Source organism: Olsenella uli DSM 7084 (assembly GCF_000143845.1).
Lineage (GTDB): Bacteria > Actinomycetota > Coriobacteriia > Coriobacteriales > Atopobiaceae > Olsenella > Olsenella uli.
In genome coordinates, this window is the sequence record NC_014363.1 from 1,827,686 (window position 1) to 1,845,888 (window position 18,203).

An 18,203-nucleotide genomic window follows, 5' to 3' on the forward strand; every position below is an offset into this window, starting at 1 on the left:
CCTCCTATCTTGATTCAGCCGAGAGTTACCAGATGTAGGCGATGACCTCGCCGCCGATGCCCAGCTTGCGAGCATCGCGGTCGCACATCATGCCCCTGGAGGTGGAGATCACGGCGGTGCCGAGGCCACCAAGGACGCGGGGAAGGTCCTCGGCGGAAGAGTAGATGCGCAGGCCGCACTTGGAGATGCGACGGATGCCGCGGATGACCTTGGCGCGCTTGGCACCGTACTTGAGGGTGACGTGGAGGGTCTTCTGGGGTTTGGTGTCCTCGACCTCGTACGCCGCGATGTAGCCCTCCTCGCAGAAGACGCGCGCGATCTCGGCCAGGACCTTGCTCGAGGGCATGGAGACCTCGGCCTTGCCGGCGGAGTTGGCGTTGCGGATGCGCGTCAGCATGTCTGCGATGGGATCAGTGACCTTCATTGATTCCTTCTCCTTCGTTAGTGATGAAACTGCGCGTACGGTTCGTTTGGGCCCGTGGCCCAGACGCCTTTACGCGAGAGCCCTGGCTACCAGCTTGCCTTGCGGACGCCAGGAAGCTCGCCCTTGCTCGCCAGCTCGCGGAAGCAGACGCGGCACAGCCCGAACTTGCGATAGACGCTGTGCGGACGGCCGCAGCGCTGGCAACGGTTCTGGGCGCGCGTCGAGAACTTCGGCTCGCGGTTCGCCTTGACGATCATCGATGTCTTAGCCACAAATCCTCCTTCAGGAAGAGGCCCCGGGACCCTTCCCGGGACGACTTGCAACGATATTGACTAGTCCCTCTTGAACGGGAAGTGGAAGGCATCGAGAAGCGCCTTGCCCTCCTCGTCCGTCGGGGCGGTGGTCACGATGGTGATGTCCATGCCACGGGTGCGGTCGATCTTGTCGTAGTCGATCTCGGGGAAGATCAGCTGCTCGGTGACGCCCATGGAGAAGTTGCCGTGGCCGTCGAAGCTCTTGGTGGAGATGCCGCGGAAGTCGCGGATGCGCGGGATGGCAATGGCGATCAGGCGATCGAGGAACTCGTACATGCGGTCGCCGCGGAGGGTGACCTTGGCGCCGATGGGCATGCCGGCACGCAGGTGGAAGGTGGCGATGGACTTGCGGGCACGGGTGACCATGGGCTGCTGGCCAGTAATGGCGCGCAGGTCGGACACGGCACCGTCGATGGCCTTGGAATCGGTGGCGGCCTCGCCGACGCCCATGTTCACCACGATCTTCTCGATCTTCGGAATCATGTTGACGTTCTTGTACTGGAACTGCTTCTGCAGCTCGTCACGGACCGTGGAGACGTAGGCCGTCTTCAGGCGCGGCACGTAGCTCTCTGCCATGCAAACACTCCTTCGAACACGGGGTTTTAAGCGCGGGGTTGTGGCCTCGCGCCTCCCGGGCACCATACCTGGGAGCCAGCTGCCCCTCGAGACAGAGTCCTCCCCATCTAGAGACGCAAGGTCAAATATTACGTGTTTGCCCGGAATAATGCCAGCCTTTGGCACGAGCCGCCCTGTCTCCGCAGTTTCCCCACGCACGCGGGGCGCTGCCCTGCACGCGAGATGCCGAATGCGCCTCGGCGTGGCGAACGGGAATGGGTACGGCGGAGGTTGGATGCGGTGGGTACAAGCTGGATGTAACAAAATAGGCAGTTATGTGTACTTCAGGGAGGGCGGCGATGCCCCCGTTGAGGATTAACGCCTCCAAAAGGCCGCATAACTGCATCTTTTCGTTGCAATTACAACGAAAAGACAGGAATTCCGCCATCGAATGCGGAATCAGCGTCGGTCAAAGTACACATAAGCCCCTTTTTTGTTACAAGCAGCTTTTGAGCACGGCGAAGAGCTGGTCCCGCCCGTTGGTTCCCGCTTGGAGGCGTCGGGCCCGCCAACGCTACCGCTGGCGGGCCCGATCTCTGCTCTGCGACTACTTCCCGCAGGACCCCAGAGGGGTGCTATTTGCGCTTACGACGAACGTAAACCGCGATGGCGATGGCGGCTACGCCACACACCGCAACCACCACGGGCACTACCGGCGAGAGGGTGTTGTCGCTGGTCTGCGGCAGGCCCTTGCGGCCCGACTTGATGGTCTTCGTGACGGTGGGCTTCGTGCCGCCATTGCCGGGCGTCTGAGGCGTCACCGACTCGTCGCCCTTGGCGACCTTCACGGTCAGCTGGATCGTCTCGTCATCGGTCGCCACAGCATCCTTGCCGTCGGGCCACTGGGTCCCCTCCCACGTGAAGGAGAACACCTTGTGCGTACCGGATTGGGAGTCTGCCGTAGCGCCGAACGAACCCTTGACCGTACCGACGATAGTAAGGTTCTTGCCAACCTCGGCATCCTTATCAATCTTGATGCCAGGCACCGTGAGCCTCATCCAGCCATCGGTCGCACCGGCCGCATCCACGACCCTCTCAAGGTCGGAGTAGGTCGCGATGGAAGCAGGGTCGCTCAGGACGAACTTGACGGTGACGGTCCGACCGCTCACCCTCACGTCGCTGACCTTGAAGCCATCGCCGAAGTCGGTGGCCTTGACCTTGCTCGCGTCAAGGTCGGACGGGAGCGTCATGCCCTCGGGGACGGTGAAGGTGGCCTCGAACGAGAACTTGATGGCGTCAAGGGCGATGGTGTCGTGGTTCGCACCCGGATAGGCCGCCTCGATCCTGTTCATCTGCTCTTGTATGGATGCCGCGAGGATGGCGCCCGTCAGATCGAACGTGGAGCCCTGGGCGGACTCGATGACGGCGTCATGCTCCGTGTTGGTGCCAACCAGCATGTCGGCCGGAAGCTTGGAAGCCACGGGGGTGACGGCCTGGACCGTGAACAGGATTCCGTCGTCGACGGAGTTGGCGGTCGCGTCCATGCCCTCGGGCTTCTGCACGCCCTCCCACGTGAAGGAGAAGACCTTCGTGGTGCCCGTCTCGGTCTTCGTCGCGTGGGCCTTGAAGTCGCCGGTCACGGTGCCGGAAACGGTAGCCGTATCGCCCGCGGGGAAGTCGTCGTTCACCTTGACGCCGGGGATGGTGATCCCCATGGTGTCGCCAAGGTTGTCAATGACGGCCTCCTGGAGGTCCTTGTACGTCTCGATGCCGTCCTTGAGCGTCATCTTGACGGTCACGGTCCTGCCGCTGACGGACACGTCGGACACGGTGAAGGTGTCGGAGAACCCGTCCGTCCTGATGGAATCCTTATTCAGGTTCTCGGGAAGGGTCATCGAATCGGGAATGGTGAACGTGGCCGTGAAGGAGGAGGACATGTCCGAGAGCTTGATGCCCGCGTAGTCCGTCGTGTTGGGGAACTGCGATTCGATGCCCCTCATCTGGGCCTTCACCACAGACGCCTCGATGGCGCCCGTGAAGTTGACCGTCTGGCCCGGAAGGACGGGGTACACGCTGTCGTGCTCGGTGTCGCCCCCGACCAGGATGTCGGCAGGGAGCGTCTGGGCGGCAGGCTTCACCACGAGGATCGTCTGCTGGATCCCCGTGCCGCGCGGATCCTTGCTCGCCTGGATCTGCGAGCCGGTCCAGCCGTAGTCGAACTTCTTGACCTTGGCCGTCACGGTGTTCTCCGCAAAGGAGGAGAACGTGCCCTCCACGACGCCCGTGGCCGTGAGCTCCTGACCGTTGGTCACGTTGTCGGCATCAAGCGTGAGGCCGTCGACGGTGACCGTTATCGGCTTGGGCAGCGCGGCGGTCGGCGCATCGTCCTTGCCGGTGGACACCACGGCATCCTTGAGCTGCTTGTAGTTGTCGTAGTTGCCCTTCAGGCCGAAGGTCACGGTGACGTTCTGGCCGTTGACCTCCGTGCTCTTCACCTCGAAGCAGTCCCCGAGGCCCGTCGCCGTGACCGTCGGGTTGGGCGGCACGACGACGCCGTCGGGCAGCGTGATGGTCGCCTTGAAGGTGGACGAGGTGTCGGAGAGCGTGATCTTGGTGAGGTCGTCCAGGCCGCCCGCGATGGAGGCCTCGAGGGCGTCCATCTGGCTGACGATGCCGGAGGCGTCGACCGCACCGGTCATGCTGAAGGTCTCACCCGTGGAGACTTCCTTGATGGACGTGGTCTTGTCCTGGGAGCCGCTCCACATGTCGCTCGGAATCGTGGTGTCACCCTCGACGTGCTCGATCGCGGGATCGCTATCCCACTTGAGGTAGTAGGTCACATCCTGCGTCAGCTTGGCCGTGCCGTCGATCTTGGCATGGGAAGAGCCTGCGGCATCGTTGAACCAGTAGTAATAGCGGTCGACGGTCCAGAACCACTGCGTTTCCTGGATGTGCTTGTTTCCGAGCACGTGGTACTTGTAGGTCGCAATACCCGTGTATGCAGCGTCGGTATCGGTGTCGGTCGGGCTTGCGATGCCCTTGGTCGACGAAGAGATGGAGCCATCGCCCAGAGACCTGAGCAGCGCATCGAGGGTCGTCTTGTCGGAGACCTTGGGCTGCCTCTTGACGACGGCGACCTCGCCGCCGTTCGCGTCGGTTTCGATGTCGAACACGGCAGGGTTCTTCTTGAACACGCTATCCGCAGAGAAGGTGCCGCCGTTCGCGGAGAACTTGACGGTCACGAGCTGGTCTTCCCATTTGGCATACAGGTCGACGACGTTCGTGCCGGCAGGCACGGAAAGCATGCTGCCCGCAGCGACTTCATCGCCCGCGCCGTCAGGCTGGGTGGTCCAGCCCTTGAAGGTCTTGCCCTCGAGGGCGAATGCAGGGGCCGCCGCTGCGACCTCGTCGCCCGAAAGCACCTTGATGGTGCGGGAAGGATCGCTCGACGTTGCAAGGTACGTCACGTCGGTGTCTGCGCCGTTATGGTACTTGACGGCATAGGACGATGCATCGCTTTCCCACTTCGCATACACCGTCATATCGGAGGAAACCGCATCGTCCGCAGAGAACGGCTGCTCGGTACCTGCCGCGTCCTTATAGAACCAGCCGAGGAACTTGTAGCCCGGAGCGAACGGGTCGCCCGGAACCGCGACGGAACCGCCCGCAACGGACTTTGCAGCCGCGAGAGCGTAGCCGCGCATGGCAAGCGCCGTTTGATCGGCGGTGGAACCATCCACGAAGGAACCCGAGACCGGCTGCGTCGCGTCGTCGGCGTTGAGCTTGAACGTCACCTTGGCAGCGGGAACCCAGACATGCTTCTCGCCATCGCTCGACGCCTTGGCGACGGAATAATCGTAGGTCTGGCCGTTCTTGTTCAGGGGGCTGAGCGCGGTGGTGGACGGATCGGCAAGCGTGAACAGGGAGAGCTTCTCGTCGCCGTTGGCGGCGCCGTTCACGGGAATGGTGCTGCCCATGCTGCTGTTGTAGCTCGGCGCGTACTTGACGAGGTACGAGCCGCCCGTCACGACGAAGTTCTTCATCGTCTGGCCGGCGCCGTTGTCGGCATTGCTTGCCGCAGGGGTCTCGACGAGGCAGTCTTCCTTGAATTCGATCGACCCGTTGGTCTGCGCCCCGAAGAGGGCGCCGCTGTTGTTGCCGTCTCCCTTGATGGTGGAGTTGGTGAGGATGACGTCGCCGGTGTTCACGTTCAGGCCGCCGGTGCCGCCGTTGGTGAACTCGAGCGTGGAGTCGGTGACGTTGATCGTCCCGCCTGCTGCGCCGACCGAGATGCCCGCGGTCGAACCGGCGTTCGCCGTGATATGCGAGTTCGCGATAGTAGAGGAGCCTTGGATGGTCATGCCCGTCTGGCCGTAGAACGACGGGTTGATCGTGAGGTCGGAACCCTCCATGTTCAGCTTGTTCACGTAGAAGGTCTGACCGAAGCCCTTCACCGTGAGCGACGCGTTCTTGAGGTTGAGGTCGCGCGCGTCGAACCAGGTGCGGGCCTGGGAGTTCACGTTGACCGTGCAGTTCTCGAATGTGATGCCGGACTCGTAGAAGTTTGTGTTGCTCTTGTCGTCCGCCGTGATGGTGAGCTTGTCCTTGCCTGAAGAGCCCTTGACGGTCCCGGCGAGGGACAGGCCGCGCGAACCGCTTGCGCCCGCGTTGTTCTTGAAGACGTAGGTGCCGTCGGTGATGGTGGAGCCGGGCTGCGCGGTGAGGGCCGTCTTGAACCCGGTCATCGTGAGGGTGCCCTCGCCCGTGAGGGTGGCGCCGCTCGCAAGCACGATGCCGTCGATGCTGTTGCCGCTGCCGCTGATCTTCGCGCCGTCGGCCGCGATGGAAAGCGTCACGCCCGAGGGGATGGTGGCCGTCGCGGAGAGCGCGAGGTCGCCCTTGATGTGGATCGTGGTGACGGAGGGGTCGGCCGCCTGGAGCTCGAGCGCCTTGGCGAGCGTCTTGAGCGCCGAGGAGGCGGAGCCGTCGTTGGCGTCGTCGCCGTTCGTGCCGTCGACCCAGAGCTCGGTCAGCGAAACGGGGGCCTGGGGTGCCCGGAGCATGGTCACGGCGTCGCCGCTCGGCGCGGCAGCCTCGGCCTCGTTGCCCGAGGCGGTGCCCTTCTCCGCGGGGGTCGCGACATTGGACGTAGAGTCCCTCTCGTCTGCGACGGCACCAGGGGTCTGCCCGTCGGCACCCTGCCCGTCGGTACCCTGCGAGCTGGTGCCTGCACCTGCCGCCGGATCGGGCGTGGTTTCGGCCGCTGTGGGCGCGTCGCCCTCCCCCATGCCCAGCGCATACGCGATGCCGCTGGTAGGGGTCATCGAAAGGGCCAGCAGGGCGGTCAGGCCCAGCGTGGCCATCCGATGCCGTAGCCTATGCGAGTTTTTCATCGGGGTACGTCTCCTATCACAATTAGACAAAAGCCCGCCATTACAGACAAATCGTAGCCACGATATCACATCTCCGCAGATAACCAAAGGGTTTCTTTAGTATCGGGGAGCTCCTTCAAGGGGCTCCGAGACCGAGGGATCCGCGGGTTCGACTCGCGAGCCTGGCGGCCACGACAAGGGAACGCCCCCATCCCGCCGGACAGGGGCATTCGCAAGCATCCCATGCGCCAGGGCGCCTAGAGTTCGGCTCCGGACTTCTTGGAGTAGCGGACCTTCTTGCCGTTCTCGTCGAAGCGGTAGCCGACGCGCGTGGGCCTGTCGGTCTCGGGGTCGATCAGCGCGACGTTGGAGACGTCGATGGCGGCCTCCCTCTCGATGATGCCGCCCTGCTGGTTGGCCTGGGTCGGACGCTGGGCCTTCTTGACCATGGCGACGCCCTCGACGACGACCTTGCCCTTGGCCGGCATGGCACGCAGGACCTCGCCGCGCTTCCCCTTGTCCTTGCCGGAGAGGACCTGGACCCTGTCGCCCTTCCTGATGTTCATCTTAGGCATTCTGTCCACGCCTCCTTACAGTGTCTCGGGTGCGAGCGAGACGATCTTCATGTACTTGTGGTCGCGCAGCTCGCGGGCGACGGGCCCGAAGATGCGGGTGCCCTTGGGCTCGCCGTCCTTGTTGACCAGGACGCACGCGTTCTGGTCGAAGCGGATGTAGCTGCCGTCCTTGCGACGGGTCTCCTTGGCGGTGCGGACGATGACGCAGCGGACGACGTCGCCCTTCTTCACGGAGCCGCCCGGCGTCGCCTCCTGCACGGCGCACATGACGACGTCGGCGAGGCCGGCGTAACGGCGCTTGGAGCCGCCCAAGACCTTGATGCACTTGACACGCTTGGCGCCGCTGTTGTCAGCGACGTTGAGCATGGTCTCCATCTGAATCATTGCTGTTCCTCCGAATACTCACCCCAGCCAGAGGTGCGACCGCGCTTGCGCCGCACATGGCCGCAATGGGTTGAAAAGGTCGTTACTTGGCGCGCTCCACGATCTCCGCGACACGCCAGCGCTTGGTCTTGGAGAGGGGGCGGGTCTCCACGACGCGAACGGTGTCGCCCAGGCCACACTCGTTCCTCTCGTCATGGCAATGGAGCTTCTTGTGGATGGTCATCATCTTGCCGTACTTGGGGTGGTGCTTGCGATAGGTGACCTGGACCGTAACGGACTTGTCGCCGGAGAGGGAGATGACCTCGCCGGTGCGGACCTTACGCGCGTTCCTGCTTTCGGTATCTGCCATTTCTTATCTCCTGCGATCTACTTCTCCGCAGCGGCCTTGTCCGCTGCGATCTGGCGCGCACGCATCTCGGTCTGGACGCGGGCGATGTCGCGCTTGACGAGCGTGACGCGGGCGGTGTTGTCCAGCTGGCTGGTCGCCATCTGGAAGCGGAGGTTGAAGAGCTCCGCGCGGCCGTCCTCGAGCTTCTGGGCGAGCTCCTCATCGGAGAGCTCGCGGATGTCCTTGTACTTCATGCCTACTCCTCCACGTCCGACTCGGCGCGGGTAACGACCTTGGTCCTGATCGGCATCTTGTGCTGGGCGAGGCGCAGGGCCTCCCTGGCGATGGCGTCCTCGACGCCGTCGATCTCGAACATGATGCGACCGGGCTTCACGACGGCCACCCACTCCTCGGGGTTGCCCTTGCCCTTGCCCATGCGGGTCTCAGCGGGCTTCTTGGAGACGGGCTTGTCCGGGAAGATGGTGATCCACACCTTGCCGCCGCGCTTCATGTAGCGGGTCATGGCGATACGGGCGGCCTCGATCTGGCGGTTGGTGATCCAGTGGGCCTCGAGGGCCTGCAGGCCGTAGCTGCCGAAGTGCAGCTCGGTGTTGCCCTTGGCATGGCCCTTCATGGAGCCACGCTGAACCTTGCGGTGAAGGACGCGCTTGGGTGCCAGCATTAGCGGCCCCTCCTCTCGTTACGACGGCGGGGACGGCTGGAGCCCTCGAGCGCCGGGTTGGGCGCAGGCTGGCCCGGCAGCTTCTCGCCGAGGTAGATCCAGACCTTGACGCCGCAGGCACCCATGGTGGTGCGGGCGGTGGCGGTGCCGAAGCCGATCCTGGCGCGCAGGGTGTGCAGGGGCACGCGACCCTCGCGCGACCACTCGCGGCGGCCCATCTCGGCGCCGTTCAGGCGGCCGGAACACTGGATGCGGATGCCCTTGGCGCCGGCCTTGCGGGCGGACTGGATGGCCTTGCGGACGGCGCGGCGGAAGGCGATGCGGCCCTCGAGCTGCTCCGCGATGGACCGGGCGACCAGCTGGGCGTCGAGCTCGGGGCGCTTGACCTCGATGACGTCGACGTTGATGTTGCCCTTGTCGACGCCGGCGAGCTTCTGGAGGTCGGCACGCAGGGCGTCGATCTCGGCGCCCTTCTTGCCGATGACGATGCCGGGGCGGGCGGTGTAGATGACGACCTTCACCTTGTCGCCGGCACGCTCGATGTCGACGCGGGAGAGGGCGGCGGAGGCGAGACGCTTCTCGAGGAACCTGCGGATCTCGAGATCGTTGCCAAGGCTCTTGGCGTAGTCCTTCTTATCGGCGTACCAACGGGAACGCCACTCCTCGGTGATGCCGAGACGGAAGCCGGTAGGCTGAACCTTCTGACCCATACTTTCCCTACGCCTCCTTTCCAGGTGCAACGACGACGGTGATGTGGCTGGTGCGCTTGTTGATGCGCGACGCGGAGCCCTTGGCGCGCGGACGGATGCGCTTGAGCGTGGGACCCTCGTCGACGTAGGCGTACTTGACCACGAGGCCGGCGGAGCGCAGGCCGTTGTTGTTCTCGGCGTTGGCCACCGCCGAGCGGAGGACCTTGGCGACGGGCTCGGCTGCGGCGCGGCTCGAGAACTGGAGGGTCTCGAGCGCCCTCTCGACGGACTTGTTGCGGATGGTGTCGACCACCATGCGGACCTTGCGAGGAGCCATGCGTACGTACTTGGCGGTGGCGGAGACCTCGTTTGCGGCGTTGTTCTTAGCCATTTACTCCCTAACCCCCTATGCCTGCTTGTGGCCGCGGAAGGTGCGGGTGGGCGCGAACTCGCCCAGCTTGTGACCAACCATGGACTCGGTGATGTACACGGGGACGTGCTTGCGGCCGTCGTGGACGGCGATCGTGTGACCGACCATCTCGGGGAAGATGGTGGACGCACGCGACCAGGTCTTCACGACGTCCTTCTTGCCGGCCTCGTTCATCGCGGCGACACGCGCAAGGAGGCGAGTCTCCACAAACGGGCCCTTCTTGAGACTTCTGCTCATTCTTAGGATCTCCTCTTACTCGTGTCTTGGCTACTTGGACTTGCGACGACGGATGATGAGACGGTTCGACGCCTTCTTGGGATCGCGCGTCTTGTAGCCCTTGGTCGGCTTGCCCCAAGGGGTGACGGAGGGACGACCGGAGGTGTGGTTCTTGCCCTCGCCGCCGCCATGCGGGTGGTCGACCGGGTTCATGACCGTGCCACGGACGGTGGGACGCACGCCGCGCCAGCGCTGACGACCGGCCTTGCCGATCACGATGTTGGCATGGTCCGCGTTGCCGACCTCCCCGATGGTGGCGCGGCAGGTGAGCAGGACGCGACGAAGCTCGGAGGAGGGCATGCGCAGGACGGCGTAGCCACTGTCCTTGCCCATGAGCTGGATGGAGGTGCCGGCGGCACGTGCCATCGCGGCGCCCTTGCCCGGCTGGAACTCCACGGCATGGATCAGGGTGCCGACGGGGATCTCGGACAGCGGCATCGCGTTGCCCGGCTTGATGTCGACGTCCCTCTCGCCCGAGATGACCCTGTCGCCAACGTGCAGGCCCTCGGGGCAGAGGATGTAGGCCTTGGCGCCGTCGACGTAGTGGAGCAGCGCGATGCGAGCGGAACGGTTGGGGTCGTACTCGATCGTGGCGACCTTGGCCGGGACGCCGTCCTTGCGACGCTTGAAGTCGATCCTGCGGTACCTGCGCTTGTTGCCGCCACCCTGGTGACGGGTGGTGATGCGGCCGTTGTTGTTACGGCCGGCCTTCTTGGGCAGGGGCTCGAGGAGGGACTTCTCGGGCTTGTCGGTAGTGATCTCCGAGAAGTCGGAGACCGTCTGCCAACGCCTGCCGGCACTCGTGGGCTTGAGGTGCTTGACTGCCATTACTTCTTTCCCTTCTTTCCGTTGGCCGACCCGCCCAGGGATTGGTGGGTCGACACCGGACTACCACGGTACCGCGCGTATCCACCATGCGCGGCATGAGAGCCCGGCCCCACCAGGGGCACGGGCGAGATGCCTACTCCTCGGCAGCTGCCTGCTGGCCGGAGAAGACCTCGATCTGGTCGCCGGGGGCGAGGGTGACGACGGCCTTCTTCCAGCTGCGGGTCTTGCCGGTGACGTAGCGGACGCGCTTGTTCTTGGGCTTGACCCACATGGTGTTCACCTTGAGGACGTGAACGTTGAAGATCTTCTCGACGGCGGCGGCGATCTCCTCCTTGGGCGCAGAGCGCGCGACCTCGAAGGTGTACTTGCCGTCTGCCATGAGGTCGAAGGAACGCTCGGAGACGACCGGGCGGATGATGACTTCGTAGGCGGAGTTCATTATGCGAGCACCTCCTCGAGCTGCTTGGCAACCGCAGTGGACATGACGAGGGCGCCGTTGTCGACCAGGTTGCGGGTGTTGGCCTCGGAGGCGGCAATGATGCTGACCTTGGGGAGGTTCCTGAAGGCGAGGTAGGTGATGACGTCATCGTCGGCGACGACGATGGTCACGCGCTTGCCCTCGATGCCAAGGGCCTTGAGGGCCGCGACGGCGAGCTTGGTCTTGGGCTCCTTGAAGTAGAGCTCGTCGACCAGGATGAGCTCGGAGTCGGCAAGCTTGCCGGAAAGCGCGGAGCGCATGGCGAGCTTCTTCTCCTTGTTGTTGACGCGCTTGGCATGGCTGCGCGGAGTGGGGCCAAAGACGACGCCACCGCCGACCCACTGCGGGGCACGGATGGTGCCCTGGCGGGCGCGGCCGGTGCCCTTCTGGCGGTAGGGCTTCGCGCCGCCGCCGGAGACGGAGGAGCGGTTCTTGGTGGAGTGGGTGCCCTGGCGCATCGACGCCTCGTAGGCGACGACGACCTGGTGCATCACCGGGATGTTCGGCGTGATGCCGAAGACGCTGTCGGAAAGCTCGACCTCGCCGGCCGCCTTCCCTTCAACGTTCTTAACTTCGATCTTGGACATGCTGTCCTCCTTGTAAGCCTTGGGACTCGTCTGGCGTGCGGGCCCTTAGGCCATGCGGATCGAAACGAGGGCGTTCTTGCCACCGGGGACGGCGCCCTTGACGAGCATGAGGTTCTGCTCGACGTCGACGCGGACGAGCTTGAGGTTCTTGACGGTGACGCGCTCGTCGCCCATGTGGCCGGCCATGTGCAGGCCCTTGCGGACGCGCGCGGGGTAGGCGCACTGGCCGATAGAGCCGGGCTTGCGCTGGTTGCGGGAGCCGTGCGTCATAGGGCCGCGGGAGAAGTTCCAGCGCTTGATGGTGCCCTGGAAGCCCTTGCCCTTGGAGGTGCCGGTGACGTCGACGGACTTGACCTCTGCGAAGTCCGCGACACTGACCTGGTCGCCGCAGCTGTGCTCCTCGCCGTCCTCGACGCGGACCTCGCGCAGGTAGCGCATGGGCTCGACGCCAGCCTTGGCGAAGTGGCCCGCCATGGGCTTGTTGACGTGCTTGGCAGTGATGTCCCCGAAGCCGATCTGGACGGCATCGTAGCCGTCGGTCGCCTTCGTCTTCACCTGCGAGACGGTGCAGGGGCCCGCCTGGATGACGGTGACGGGAACGACGTTGTCGTCTTCGTCCCACACCTGCGTCATCCCGATCTTGCGGCCAAGAATCGTGCTGACCATACTCTTTCCTTACCCTCGGTGGTCATGGGACCTCGTGCGCACGCGCGCGCACCCGTGGCACATCCGGTGCCACTCCCCCAGCGGACCACATCCGACTGTCACCGCACCTCAACTGCGGACCCTGCGCGTTCCCGCGGGCAGGTGCTCCTACACAGGGCGGAGCAAGCGGTCGCGACACAGAAGCCCCCATAAAAGTGCAGCCTGAACAGGATACACTTCCAACTCGGGCTTCACAATTACTTCTCAGAAAGATACACGGCCCTGAGCTGGGGCTACATTTCCCACTGCCTCGGGCGTATCTACTGGAGGCAGGGCGGGGCATGCGGGGATGCGGAACAGGGCGAAGAGCGCTGTGGGCCGCGCGAGGCAACACGGGCGCAAGCATGGCACGAAATGGCGCCGCAGCTCGACGCAGCCCAGCACTGATATGCCAAAGATGGCCCTCTTTATGACATGACATCGGCGCCTTGAACAGCAACCCTAGGGGCGTAGGGCACGACGGCATGCGCCTGTGCGGCAGGGGCGCTCGTGCACTGGGGGCTCGCGCTGCGGACGCCTGCACGGCGAAACGCAGCCCCAAGCGGATGGGACCCTGTGAGAGGAGCTCCGGATGGTTCGATGGCTTACGCAATACCTTGTGCGGCTGACGCTAAGGGACCTGCGACTATCGATGCTGGCGCTACTAATCGGCACAGGTGCCCTCTTTGTCTGCAACTACCATCTCCCGGTGCCCGGCGTAGGAGAGTATCGCAAGGAACTTGCGGACAACTACTCGATTCTTTCTGCGGCACTGTCATCGGGTAGCTTCGAGGACGCGCCACAGGAACTCGTCGACCAAGCGCAGCGACGGCTCGAGGCGATGCGAGGCGCCCTGGCCGCGACGGACCCACGAGACTTTTCCGAAGCTGCAGCACACGAACACAAGCTGCTGCTACAGGGCATAGACTCCGGCAACATCAGCGGCACCGCTGACGAGCGCCTGATTGTAGAACGCGACCTCGCGCTTTTGCAAGGCCTCGCGTCAATGGCAGTCACGCCGCAGATCTCAACTGGCGTCGATATGGGGGCGCTCATGGTCGCACCCTATGCTCTGGGCATGCTACCAGGAGCCGTCGCGCTCCTACCCGCAGCCCCCTTCGACACGAGACCGTGAGTTGTGTCGCCCCTTGGTGCGTCACCCTATGAGCCGCATATCCCTCCTCCGCCGTATGGGCCGCGCTTCTCTCCCCCACCTCGTGGGTCTATCCATCCTCACTCGAGATGCAGCAGGAGCGCAAGGAGCGCCATGGGCAACGCAGCCAAACAGGCGAGGAGAGACATGCGCAGCGCAGGAGACGGCAATGCGACTGGTGCAGGCAACCATGGCTGAGCATCAGGCCATGCAAGGATGGAAAAGGCACTGCCGCACAGGGCGAAGCCTATGCCACATGCAAACGAAGCCAACAGCCACCTGGCGTTGGGCGCCGTCCAAACGTGGTCCACAAGACCCCTGTACGTGGGGGCTGCACCAAATCCCAGGCATAGGGCGGGGACCGTACACCCGCCGGTATGAAACAGCAGAGCAATGGTCAGTCCCATCATTCCCAGGCAGATAAGAAATGCGCGGGCACATATGGGACGCCCCATTCCGTATCTGGCCTGTGCAATCACGGCTGCGACGTACCCCGCAGCGCACCCGATTACCACGGATGGCGCCGAGACCCCATAGAGGGGCACGGCTATCGGCATGAGAAGCACAAGGGGCACAAGTTGCACCAACGACACGAGCAGCGCCAGCGTCACAGGCGACGCAGACGCAGGAGCGGGTGCGGTTCTGTCGCAAGTCACTTTCACGTGCGCTCCTCCCCGCATCGGGAGCCTCCCCGCATCAGACGCCGCCCCGTACCAGAATCCTAGTTCCTCGGATGCGGCACGGCAATGCCCCTCCGCCCCCGCGTCATCGGAGCAGTCGATCGCAGGTCAGAGATAGGCACGAGACGGGAGGGCGACACCCCTCTTTTCCTACGGAAAAGGGCACGGCCTCGCGCGGAGGCCGTGCCCTTCATCACAACTCAGTCACCCTTCGGTGCCGCCCGGTTGCCCTGGGGGCGCAACGTGGCGGCCCCGGAGAGGCCGCGCGGGCCCATTGCCCGGGATGGGTTGCCGCTGACCAAAAGGCCGCTGCGACCCAGAGGAGGCCTAGAGCTTGATCTCGATGTCGACGCCCGCGGGCAGGTCAAGGCGCATGAGCGAGTCGACGGTCGAGGAGCTGGGGTCGAGGATGTCGATGAGGCGCTTGTGGGTGCGCATCTCGAACTGCTCGCGCGAGTCCTTGTCCTTGTGCGGAGAGCGGATGACCGTATAGAGGTTGCGCTCGGTGGGCAGGGGGACGGGGCCGGAAACGCGGGCGCCGGTCTTCTGGGCGGTGTCGACGATGAGCTTAGAGGACTGGTCGACGATCTCGTGATCGTAGCCCTTGAGGCGGATCCTGATCTTCTGGCTGGACAATTCAAATACCTCCATCAAACGACAGCGCGCGGCTGTCACTGGCTACTGTACTTACGAGGCGCTCCCGCCGCTCTTGCTGACGATCTCGTCCTTGATGTTCTTGGGGACGGGGTCGTAGGAGTCGAACTGCATGGTGTAGGAGGCGCGGCCCTGGGTCTGGGAGCGGAGGTCGGTCGCATAGCCGAACATCTCCCCCAGAGGTACCTTGGCGCGGATCATCTTGGTGTTTGTGCGGTCCTCCATGCCCTCGATCTTGCCGCGGCGACCGGAGAGGTTGCCCATAACGTCGCCCATGTACTGCTCGGGCGTCTCGACGACGACGGACTCGATCGGCTCGAGAAGGACGGGATCTGACTGCTGCAGGGCCTTCTTGACCGCCATGGAACCGGCGATCTTGAAGGCGGCCTCGGAGGAGTCGACCTCGTGGTAGGAGCCGTCAACCAGGGTGACCTTGATGTCCTGGACGGGATAGCCTGCGATGACGCCGGTCTCCAGCGCCTCCTGGATGCCCTTGTCGACAGAGGGGATGTACTCCTTGGGGATGGAACCGCCGACGGTGGCGTCGACGAACTCGTAGCCAAAGCCGGCCTCCATCGGGGTGAGGTCGATGATGGCGTCGCCATACTGGCCGCGACCACCGGACTGGCGGACGAACTTGCCCTGGACGTGCTTGACCTCGTGGCCGGCGGTCTCGCGATAGGCGACCTGCGGCTTGCCCACGTTGCAGTCGACCTTGAACTCGCGGCGGAGACGGTCGACGATGATCTCGAGGTGCAGCTCGCCCATGCCGGCGATGATGGTCTGGCCGGTCTCGTGGTCGGTGTGGACCTGGAAGGTCGGGTCCTCCTCGGCCAGCTTGGCGAGGCCAACCGACATCTTGTCCTGCTCGGCCTTGGACTTGGGCTCGACGGCGACGTCGATGACGGGATCCGCGAAGTCTATGGACTCGAGGATGACGGGGTGCTTCTCGTCGCAGAGGGTGTCGCCGGTCTGGGTGTTCTTGAGGCCGACGCAGGCGACGATGTCACCGGCGGAGCACTCCTCGCGGTCGACGCGGTCGTTGGCGTTCATCTCGAGGATGCGACCCAGGCGCTCGCGGTTGTCCTTGACGGAGTTATAGACGTAGGAGCCGGACTCGGCCTGGCCGGAGTACACGCGGATGTAGGTGAGCTTGCCGACGAAGGGGTCGGTCATGATCTTGAAGGCGAGGGCGGAGAAGGGCTCCTTGGGGTCGGCATGGCGGACCTCGTCCTCACCCTTCGGGCTCTTGCCGTCGATCTCGGTGACGTCGAGCGGGCTGGGCAGGTAGTCGACAACGGCGTCGAGCAGCTCCTGGATGCCCTTGTTCTTGTAGGCGGAACCCACGAAGACGGGGTTGAGCTCGCCGGCGAGGACGCCCTTGCGGATGGCGGCCTTGAGATGGTCGACGGGGATCTCCTCCTCCATGAGGATGAGCTCCGTGAGGTCGTCGTCGAAGTTGGAGACGGCATCGAGCAGCTCGTCGCGCTTCTCGGCGGCAAGGTCGGCGAACTCCGCAGGGATGGCGTCCATGACCTCGGGGTAGATCATGCCCTTGGCGTCCTCCTTGAAGTCCCACGCCTCCATGGTGACCAGGTCGATGAGGCCCCAGAAGTTGGACTCGGCTCCCATGGGGATCTGGGCGGCAACCGCATTGGCGCCCAGACGGTCCTTCATGGTCTCGATGGCGTGGAAGAAGTCGGCGCCCACGCGGTCGTACTTGTTGATGAAGGCGATGCGGGGGACGCCGTAGTTGGCGGCCTGACGCCAGACGGTCTCGGACTGCGGCTGGACACCGGCGACGGCGTCGAAGACGGCGACGGCGCCGTCGAGGACGCGCAGGCAGCGCTCGACCTCGGCCGTGAAGTCGACGTGACCCGGGGTGTCGATGATCTGGATGACATGATCCTTCCAGAAACAGGTGGTGGCCGCAGAGGTGATGGTGACGCCGCGCTCCTGCTCCTGGACCATCCAGTCCATGGTGGCGGCGCCGTCGTGGACCTCGCCGATCTTGTGGGTCTTGCCCGTGTAGTAGAGAATGCGCTCGGTGGTCGTCGTCTTGCCGGCGTCGATATGGGCCATGATGCCGATGTTACGGAGGTCCTCGAGCTTGTACTTAACCTTTGCCATTGATTAGCTCCTCAAACGCGCGACTAGAAACGGTAATGGGAGAACGCGCGGTTGGCCTCGGCCATCTTGAAGAGGTCCTCGCGACGCTTCACGGAAGCGCCGACGCCGTTGGCGGCATCCATGATCTCGTTGGCGAGACGCTCGGCCATGGTGCGCTCCTTGCGGGCGCGGGAGAAGTTCACGATCCAGCGGATGGCAAGGGTCGTGGCGCGACGGGAGTTGACCTCCATGGGCACCTGGTAGGTGGCGCCACCGACGCGCTTGGGCTTGACCTCGAGGGTCGGGCGGACGTTGTCCATGGCCTTCTTGAAGACGGCCAGGGGATCGCCCTCGGTCTTCTCCTTGACGAGGTCGAAGGCCCCGTAGACGATGCGCTCGGCGGTGGCCTTCTTTCCGTCGAGAAGGACCTTGTTGATGAGCTGGGTCACGAGACGGTTGTTGTAAACGGCGTCCGGCATGACCTCACGGCGGACTGCTGCTGCACGACGCGGCATGTTGCATCTCCTAAGAACTGGTTAGCTTACTCGAACGGGACGCCGGGGCCTACTCCTTGGGGCGCTTGGCGCCATAGCGGGAGCGGCCCTGCTTGCGGTCCTGAACGGCTGCGCAGTCGTAGGCGCCGCGGACGATCTTGTAACGGACACCAGGCAGGTCGCGAACGCGGCCGCCGCGGATGAGGACGATGGAGTGCTCCTGGAGGTTGTGGCCCTCGCCCGGGATGTATGCGGTGACCTCGATGCCGTTGACGAGACGGACACGGGCGACCTTGCGCAGGGCCGAGTTCGGCTTCTTGGGGGTGGTCGTGAAGACGCGGGTGCACACGCCGCGCTTCTGCGGGTTGTGCTGGAGAGCGGCGTTCTTCGACTTGGCCTTGTGGGAAACGCGGCCCTGGCGGACGAGCTGGTTGATAGTAGGCAAAGCTGATCTCCTTACTGGGAACTTCCGGTATGCGGTGCGCGAGCACCTATGTATCAGGGAGC

General features: G+C 64.3%; 21 protein-coding genes. 1 reads left to right on the top strand and 20 read right to left on the bottom strand.

Features of this window, described 5'->3' with window-relative positions; all coding sequences use genetic code 11:
• Window positions 1-25: 25 nt before the first annotated feature.
• From rpsH to rplC, 16 genes are all read right to left on the bottom strand, one after another.
• The gene (gene rpsH / locus OLSU_RS07970; RefSeq protein WP_013252445.1) at window positions 26-424 is read right to left on the bottom strand and encodes a 30S ribosomal protein S8; all 399 of its coding nucleotides are present in this window, start codon (window positions 422-424) and stop codon (window positions 26-28) included.
• A gap of 86 nt (window positions 425-510) precedes the next feature.
• Window positions 511-696, bottom strand: coding sequence for a type Z 30S ribosomal protein S14 (locus OLSU_RS07975; RefSeq protein ID WP_013252446.1), 186 nt, complete (start codon window positions 694-696; stop codon window positions 511-513).
• 60 nt (window positions 697-756) lie between these two features.
• Window positions 757-1,314, bottom strand: coding sequence for a 50S ribosomal protein L5 (rplE, locus tag OLSU_RS07980; RefSeq protein ID WP_013252447.1), 558 nt, complete (start codon window positions 1,312-1,314; stop codon window positions 757-759).
• A gap of 614 nt (window positions 1,315-1,928) precedes the next feature.
• Entirely contained in the window at window positions 1,929-6,686 is a 4,758-nt protein-coding gene (locus tag OLSU_RS07985) for an InlB B-repeat-containing protein (RefSeq protein ID WP_013252448.1), read from the bottom strand.
• A 236-nt stretch (window positions 6,687-6,922) separates the two neighbouring features.
• On the bottom strand, window positions 6,923-7,240 hold the full coding sequence (gene rplX / locus OLSU_RS07990; protein ID WP_013252449.1) for a 50S ribosomal protein L24: 318 nt from the start codon (window positions 7,238-7,240) through the stop codon (window positions 6,923-6,925).
• Between the two features lie 15 nt (window positions 7,241-7,255).
• Complete coding sequence (gene rplN, locus OLSU_RS07995; protein WP_013252450.1) at window positions 7,256-7,624, bottom strand: 50S ribosomal protein L14; 369 nt, start codon at window positions 7,622-7,624, stop codon at window positions 7,256-7,258.
• Between the two features lie 82 nt (window positions 7,625-7,706).
• Entirely contained in the window at window positions 7,707-7,973 is a 267-nt protein-coding gene (gene rpsQ / locus OLSU_RS08000) for a 30S ribosomal protein S17 (protein ID WP_013252451.1), read from the bottom strand.
• A gap of 17 nt (window positions 7,974-7,990) precedes the next feature.
• Entirely contained in the window at window positions 7,991-8,206 is a 216-nt protein-coding gene (gene rpmC / locus OLSU_RS08005) for a 50S ribosomal protein L29 (protein ID WP_013252452.1), read from the bottom strand.
• Window positions 8,207-8,208: 2 nt separating this feature from the next.
• Window positions 8,209-8,634 (bottom strand): 50S ribosomal protein L16, encoded by a 426-nt coding sequence (gene rplP / locus OLSU_RS08010; RefSeq protein WP_013252453.1) that lies wholly within the window; start codon window positions 8,632-8,634, stop codon window positions 8,209-8,211.
• A complete protein-coding gene (gene rpsC, locus OLSU_RS08015) occupies window positions 8,634-9,344 on the bottom strand; it encodes a 30S ribosomal protein S3 (RefSeq protein WP_013252454.1) in 711 nt (236 codons plus the stop codon). Before rpsC ends, rplP begins: the two co-directional genes overlap by 1 nt.
• 7 nt (window positions 9,345-9,351) lie before the next feature.
• Entirely contained in the window at window positions 9,352-9,714 is a 363-nt protein-coding gene (rplV, locus tag OLSU_RS08020) for a 50S ribosomal protein L22 (protein WP_013252455.1), read from the bottom strand.
• A 15-nt stretch (window positions 9,715-9,729) separates the two neighbouring features.
• Window positions 9,730-9,990, bottom strand: coding sequence for a 30S ribosomal protein S19 (rpsS, locus tag OLSU_RS08025; protein WP_013252456.1), 261 nt, complete (start codon window positions 9,988-9,990; stop codon window positions 9,730-9,732).
• Between the two features lie 30 nt (window positions 9,991-10,020).
• A complete protein-coding gene (rplB, locus tag OLSU_RS08030; protein ID WP_013252457.1) occupies window positions 10,021-10,857 on the bottom strand; it encodes a 50S ribosomal protein L2 in 837 nt (278 codons plus the stop codon).
• Between the two features lie 133 nt (window positions 10,858-10,990).
• Complete coding sequence (gene rplW / locus OLSU_RS08035) at window positions 10,991-11,296, bottom strand: 50S ribosomal protein L23 (RefSeq protein WP_013252458.1); 306 nt, start codon at window positions 11,294-11,296, stop codon at window positions 10,991-10,993.
• Window positions 11,296-11,922 carry a 50S ribosomal protein L4 gene (gene rplD, locus OLSU_RS08040; RefSeq protein ID WP_013252459.1) on the bottom strand — a complete coding sequence of 209 codons (627 nt, stop codon included), beginning with the start codon at window positions 11,920-11,922 and terminating at the stop codon, window positions 11,296-11,298. The genes rplW and rplD overlap by 1 nt, the downstream gene beginning before the upstream one ends.
• Before the next feature lie 45 nt (window positions 11,923-11,967).
• Window positions 11,968-12,588 carry a 50S ribosomal protein L3 gene (gene rplC, locus OLSU_RS08045; protein ID WP_013252460.1) on the bottom strand — a complete coding sequence of 207 codons (621 nt, stop codon included), beginning with the start codon at window positions 12,586-12,588 and terminating at the stop codon, window positions 11,968-11,970.
• Between the two features lie 610 nt (window positions 12,589-13,198).
• On the opposite strand from rplC, the gene OLSU_RS08050 reads away from it, so the two are divergent.
• The gene (locus OLSU_RS08050) at window positions 13,199-13,741 is read left to right on the top strand and encodes a hypothetical protein (RefSeq protein WP_013252461.1); all 543 of its coding nucleotides are present in this window, start codon (window positions 13,199-13,201) and stop codon (window positions 13,739-13,741) included.
• Between the two features lie 1,025 nt (window positions 13,742-14,766).
• On the opposite strand, the gene rpsJ is transcribed toward OLSU_RS08050, so the two are convergent.
• The 4 genes from rpsJ to rpsL are packed head-to-tail and all read right to left on the bottom strand — an operon-like array spanning window position 14,767 to window position 18,141.
• The gene (gene rpsJ, locus OLSU_RS08060; RefSeq protein ID WP_013252463.1) at window positions 14,767-15,075 is read right to left on the bottom strand and encodes a 30S ribosomal protein S10; all 309 of its coding nucleotides are present in this window, start codon (window positions 15,073-15,075) and stop codon (window positions 14,767-14,769) included.
• 51 nt (window positions 15,076-15,126) lie between these two features.
• Window positions 15,127-17,223, bottom strand: a complete 2,097-nt coding sequence (gene fusA, locus OLSU_RS08065; protein WP_013252464.1) for an elongation factor G — start codon at window positions 17,221-17,223, stop codon at window positions 15,127-15,129.
• A 23-nt stretch (window positions 17,224-17,246) separates the two neighbouring features.
• Complete coding sequence (gene rpsG / locus OLSU_RS08070) at window positions 17,247-17,717, bottom strand: 30S ribosomal protein S7 (protein WP_013252465.1); 471 nt, start codon at window positions 17,715-17,717, stop codon at window positions 17,247-17,249.
• A gap of 49 nt (window positions 17,718-17,766) precedes the next feature.
• On the bottom strand, window positions 17,767-18,141 hold the full coding sequence (gene rpsL, locus OLSU_RS08075) for a 30S ribosomal protein S12 (protein WP_013252466.1): 375 nt from the start codon (window positions 18,139-18,141) through the stop codon (window positions 17,767-17,769).
• Window positions 18,142-18,203 lie beyond the last annotated feature (62 nt).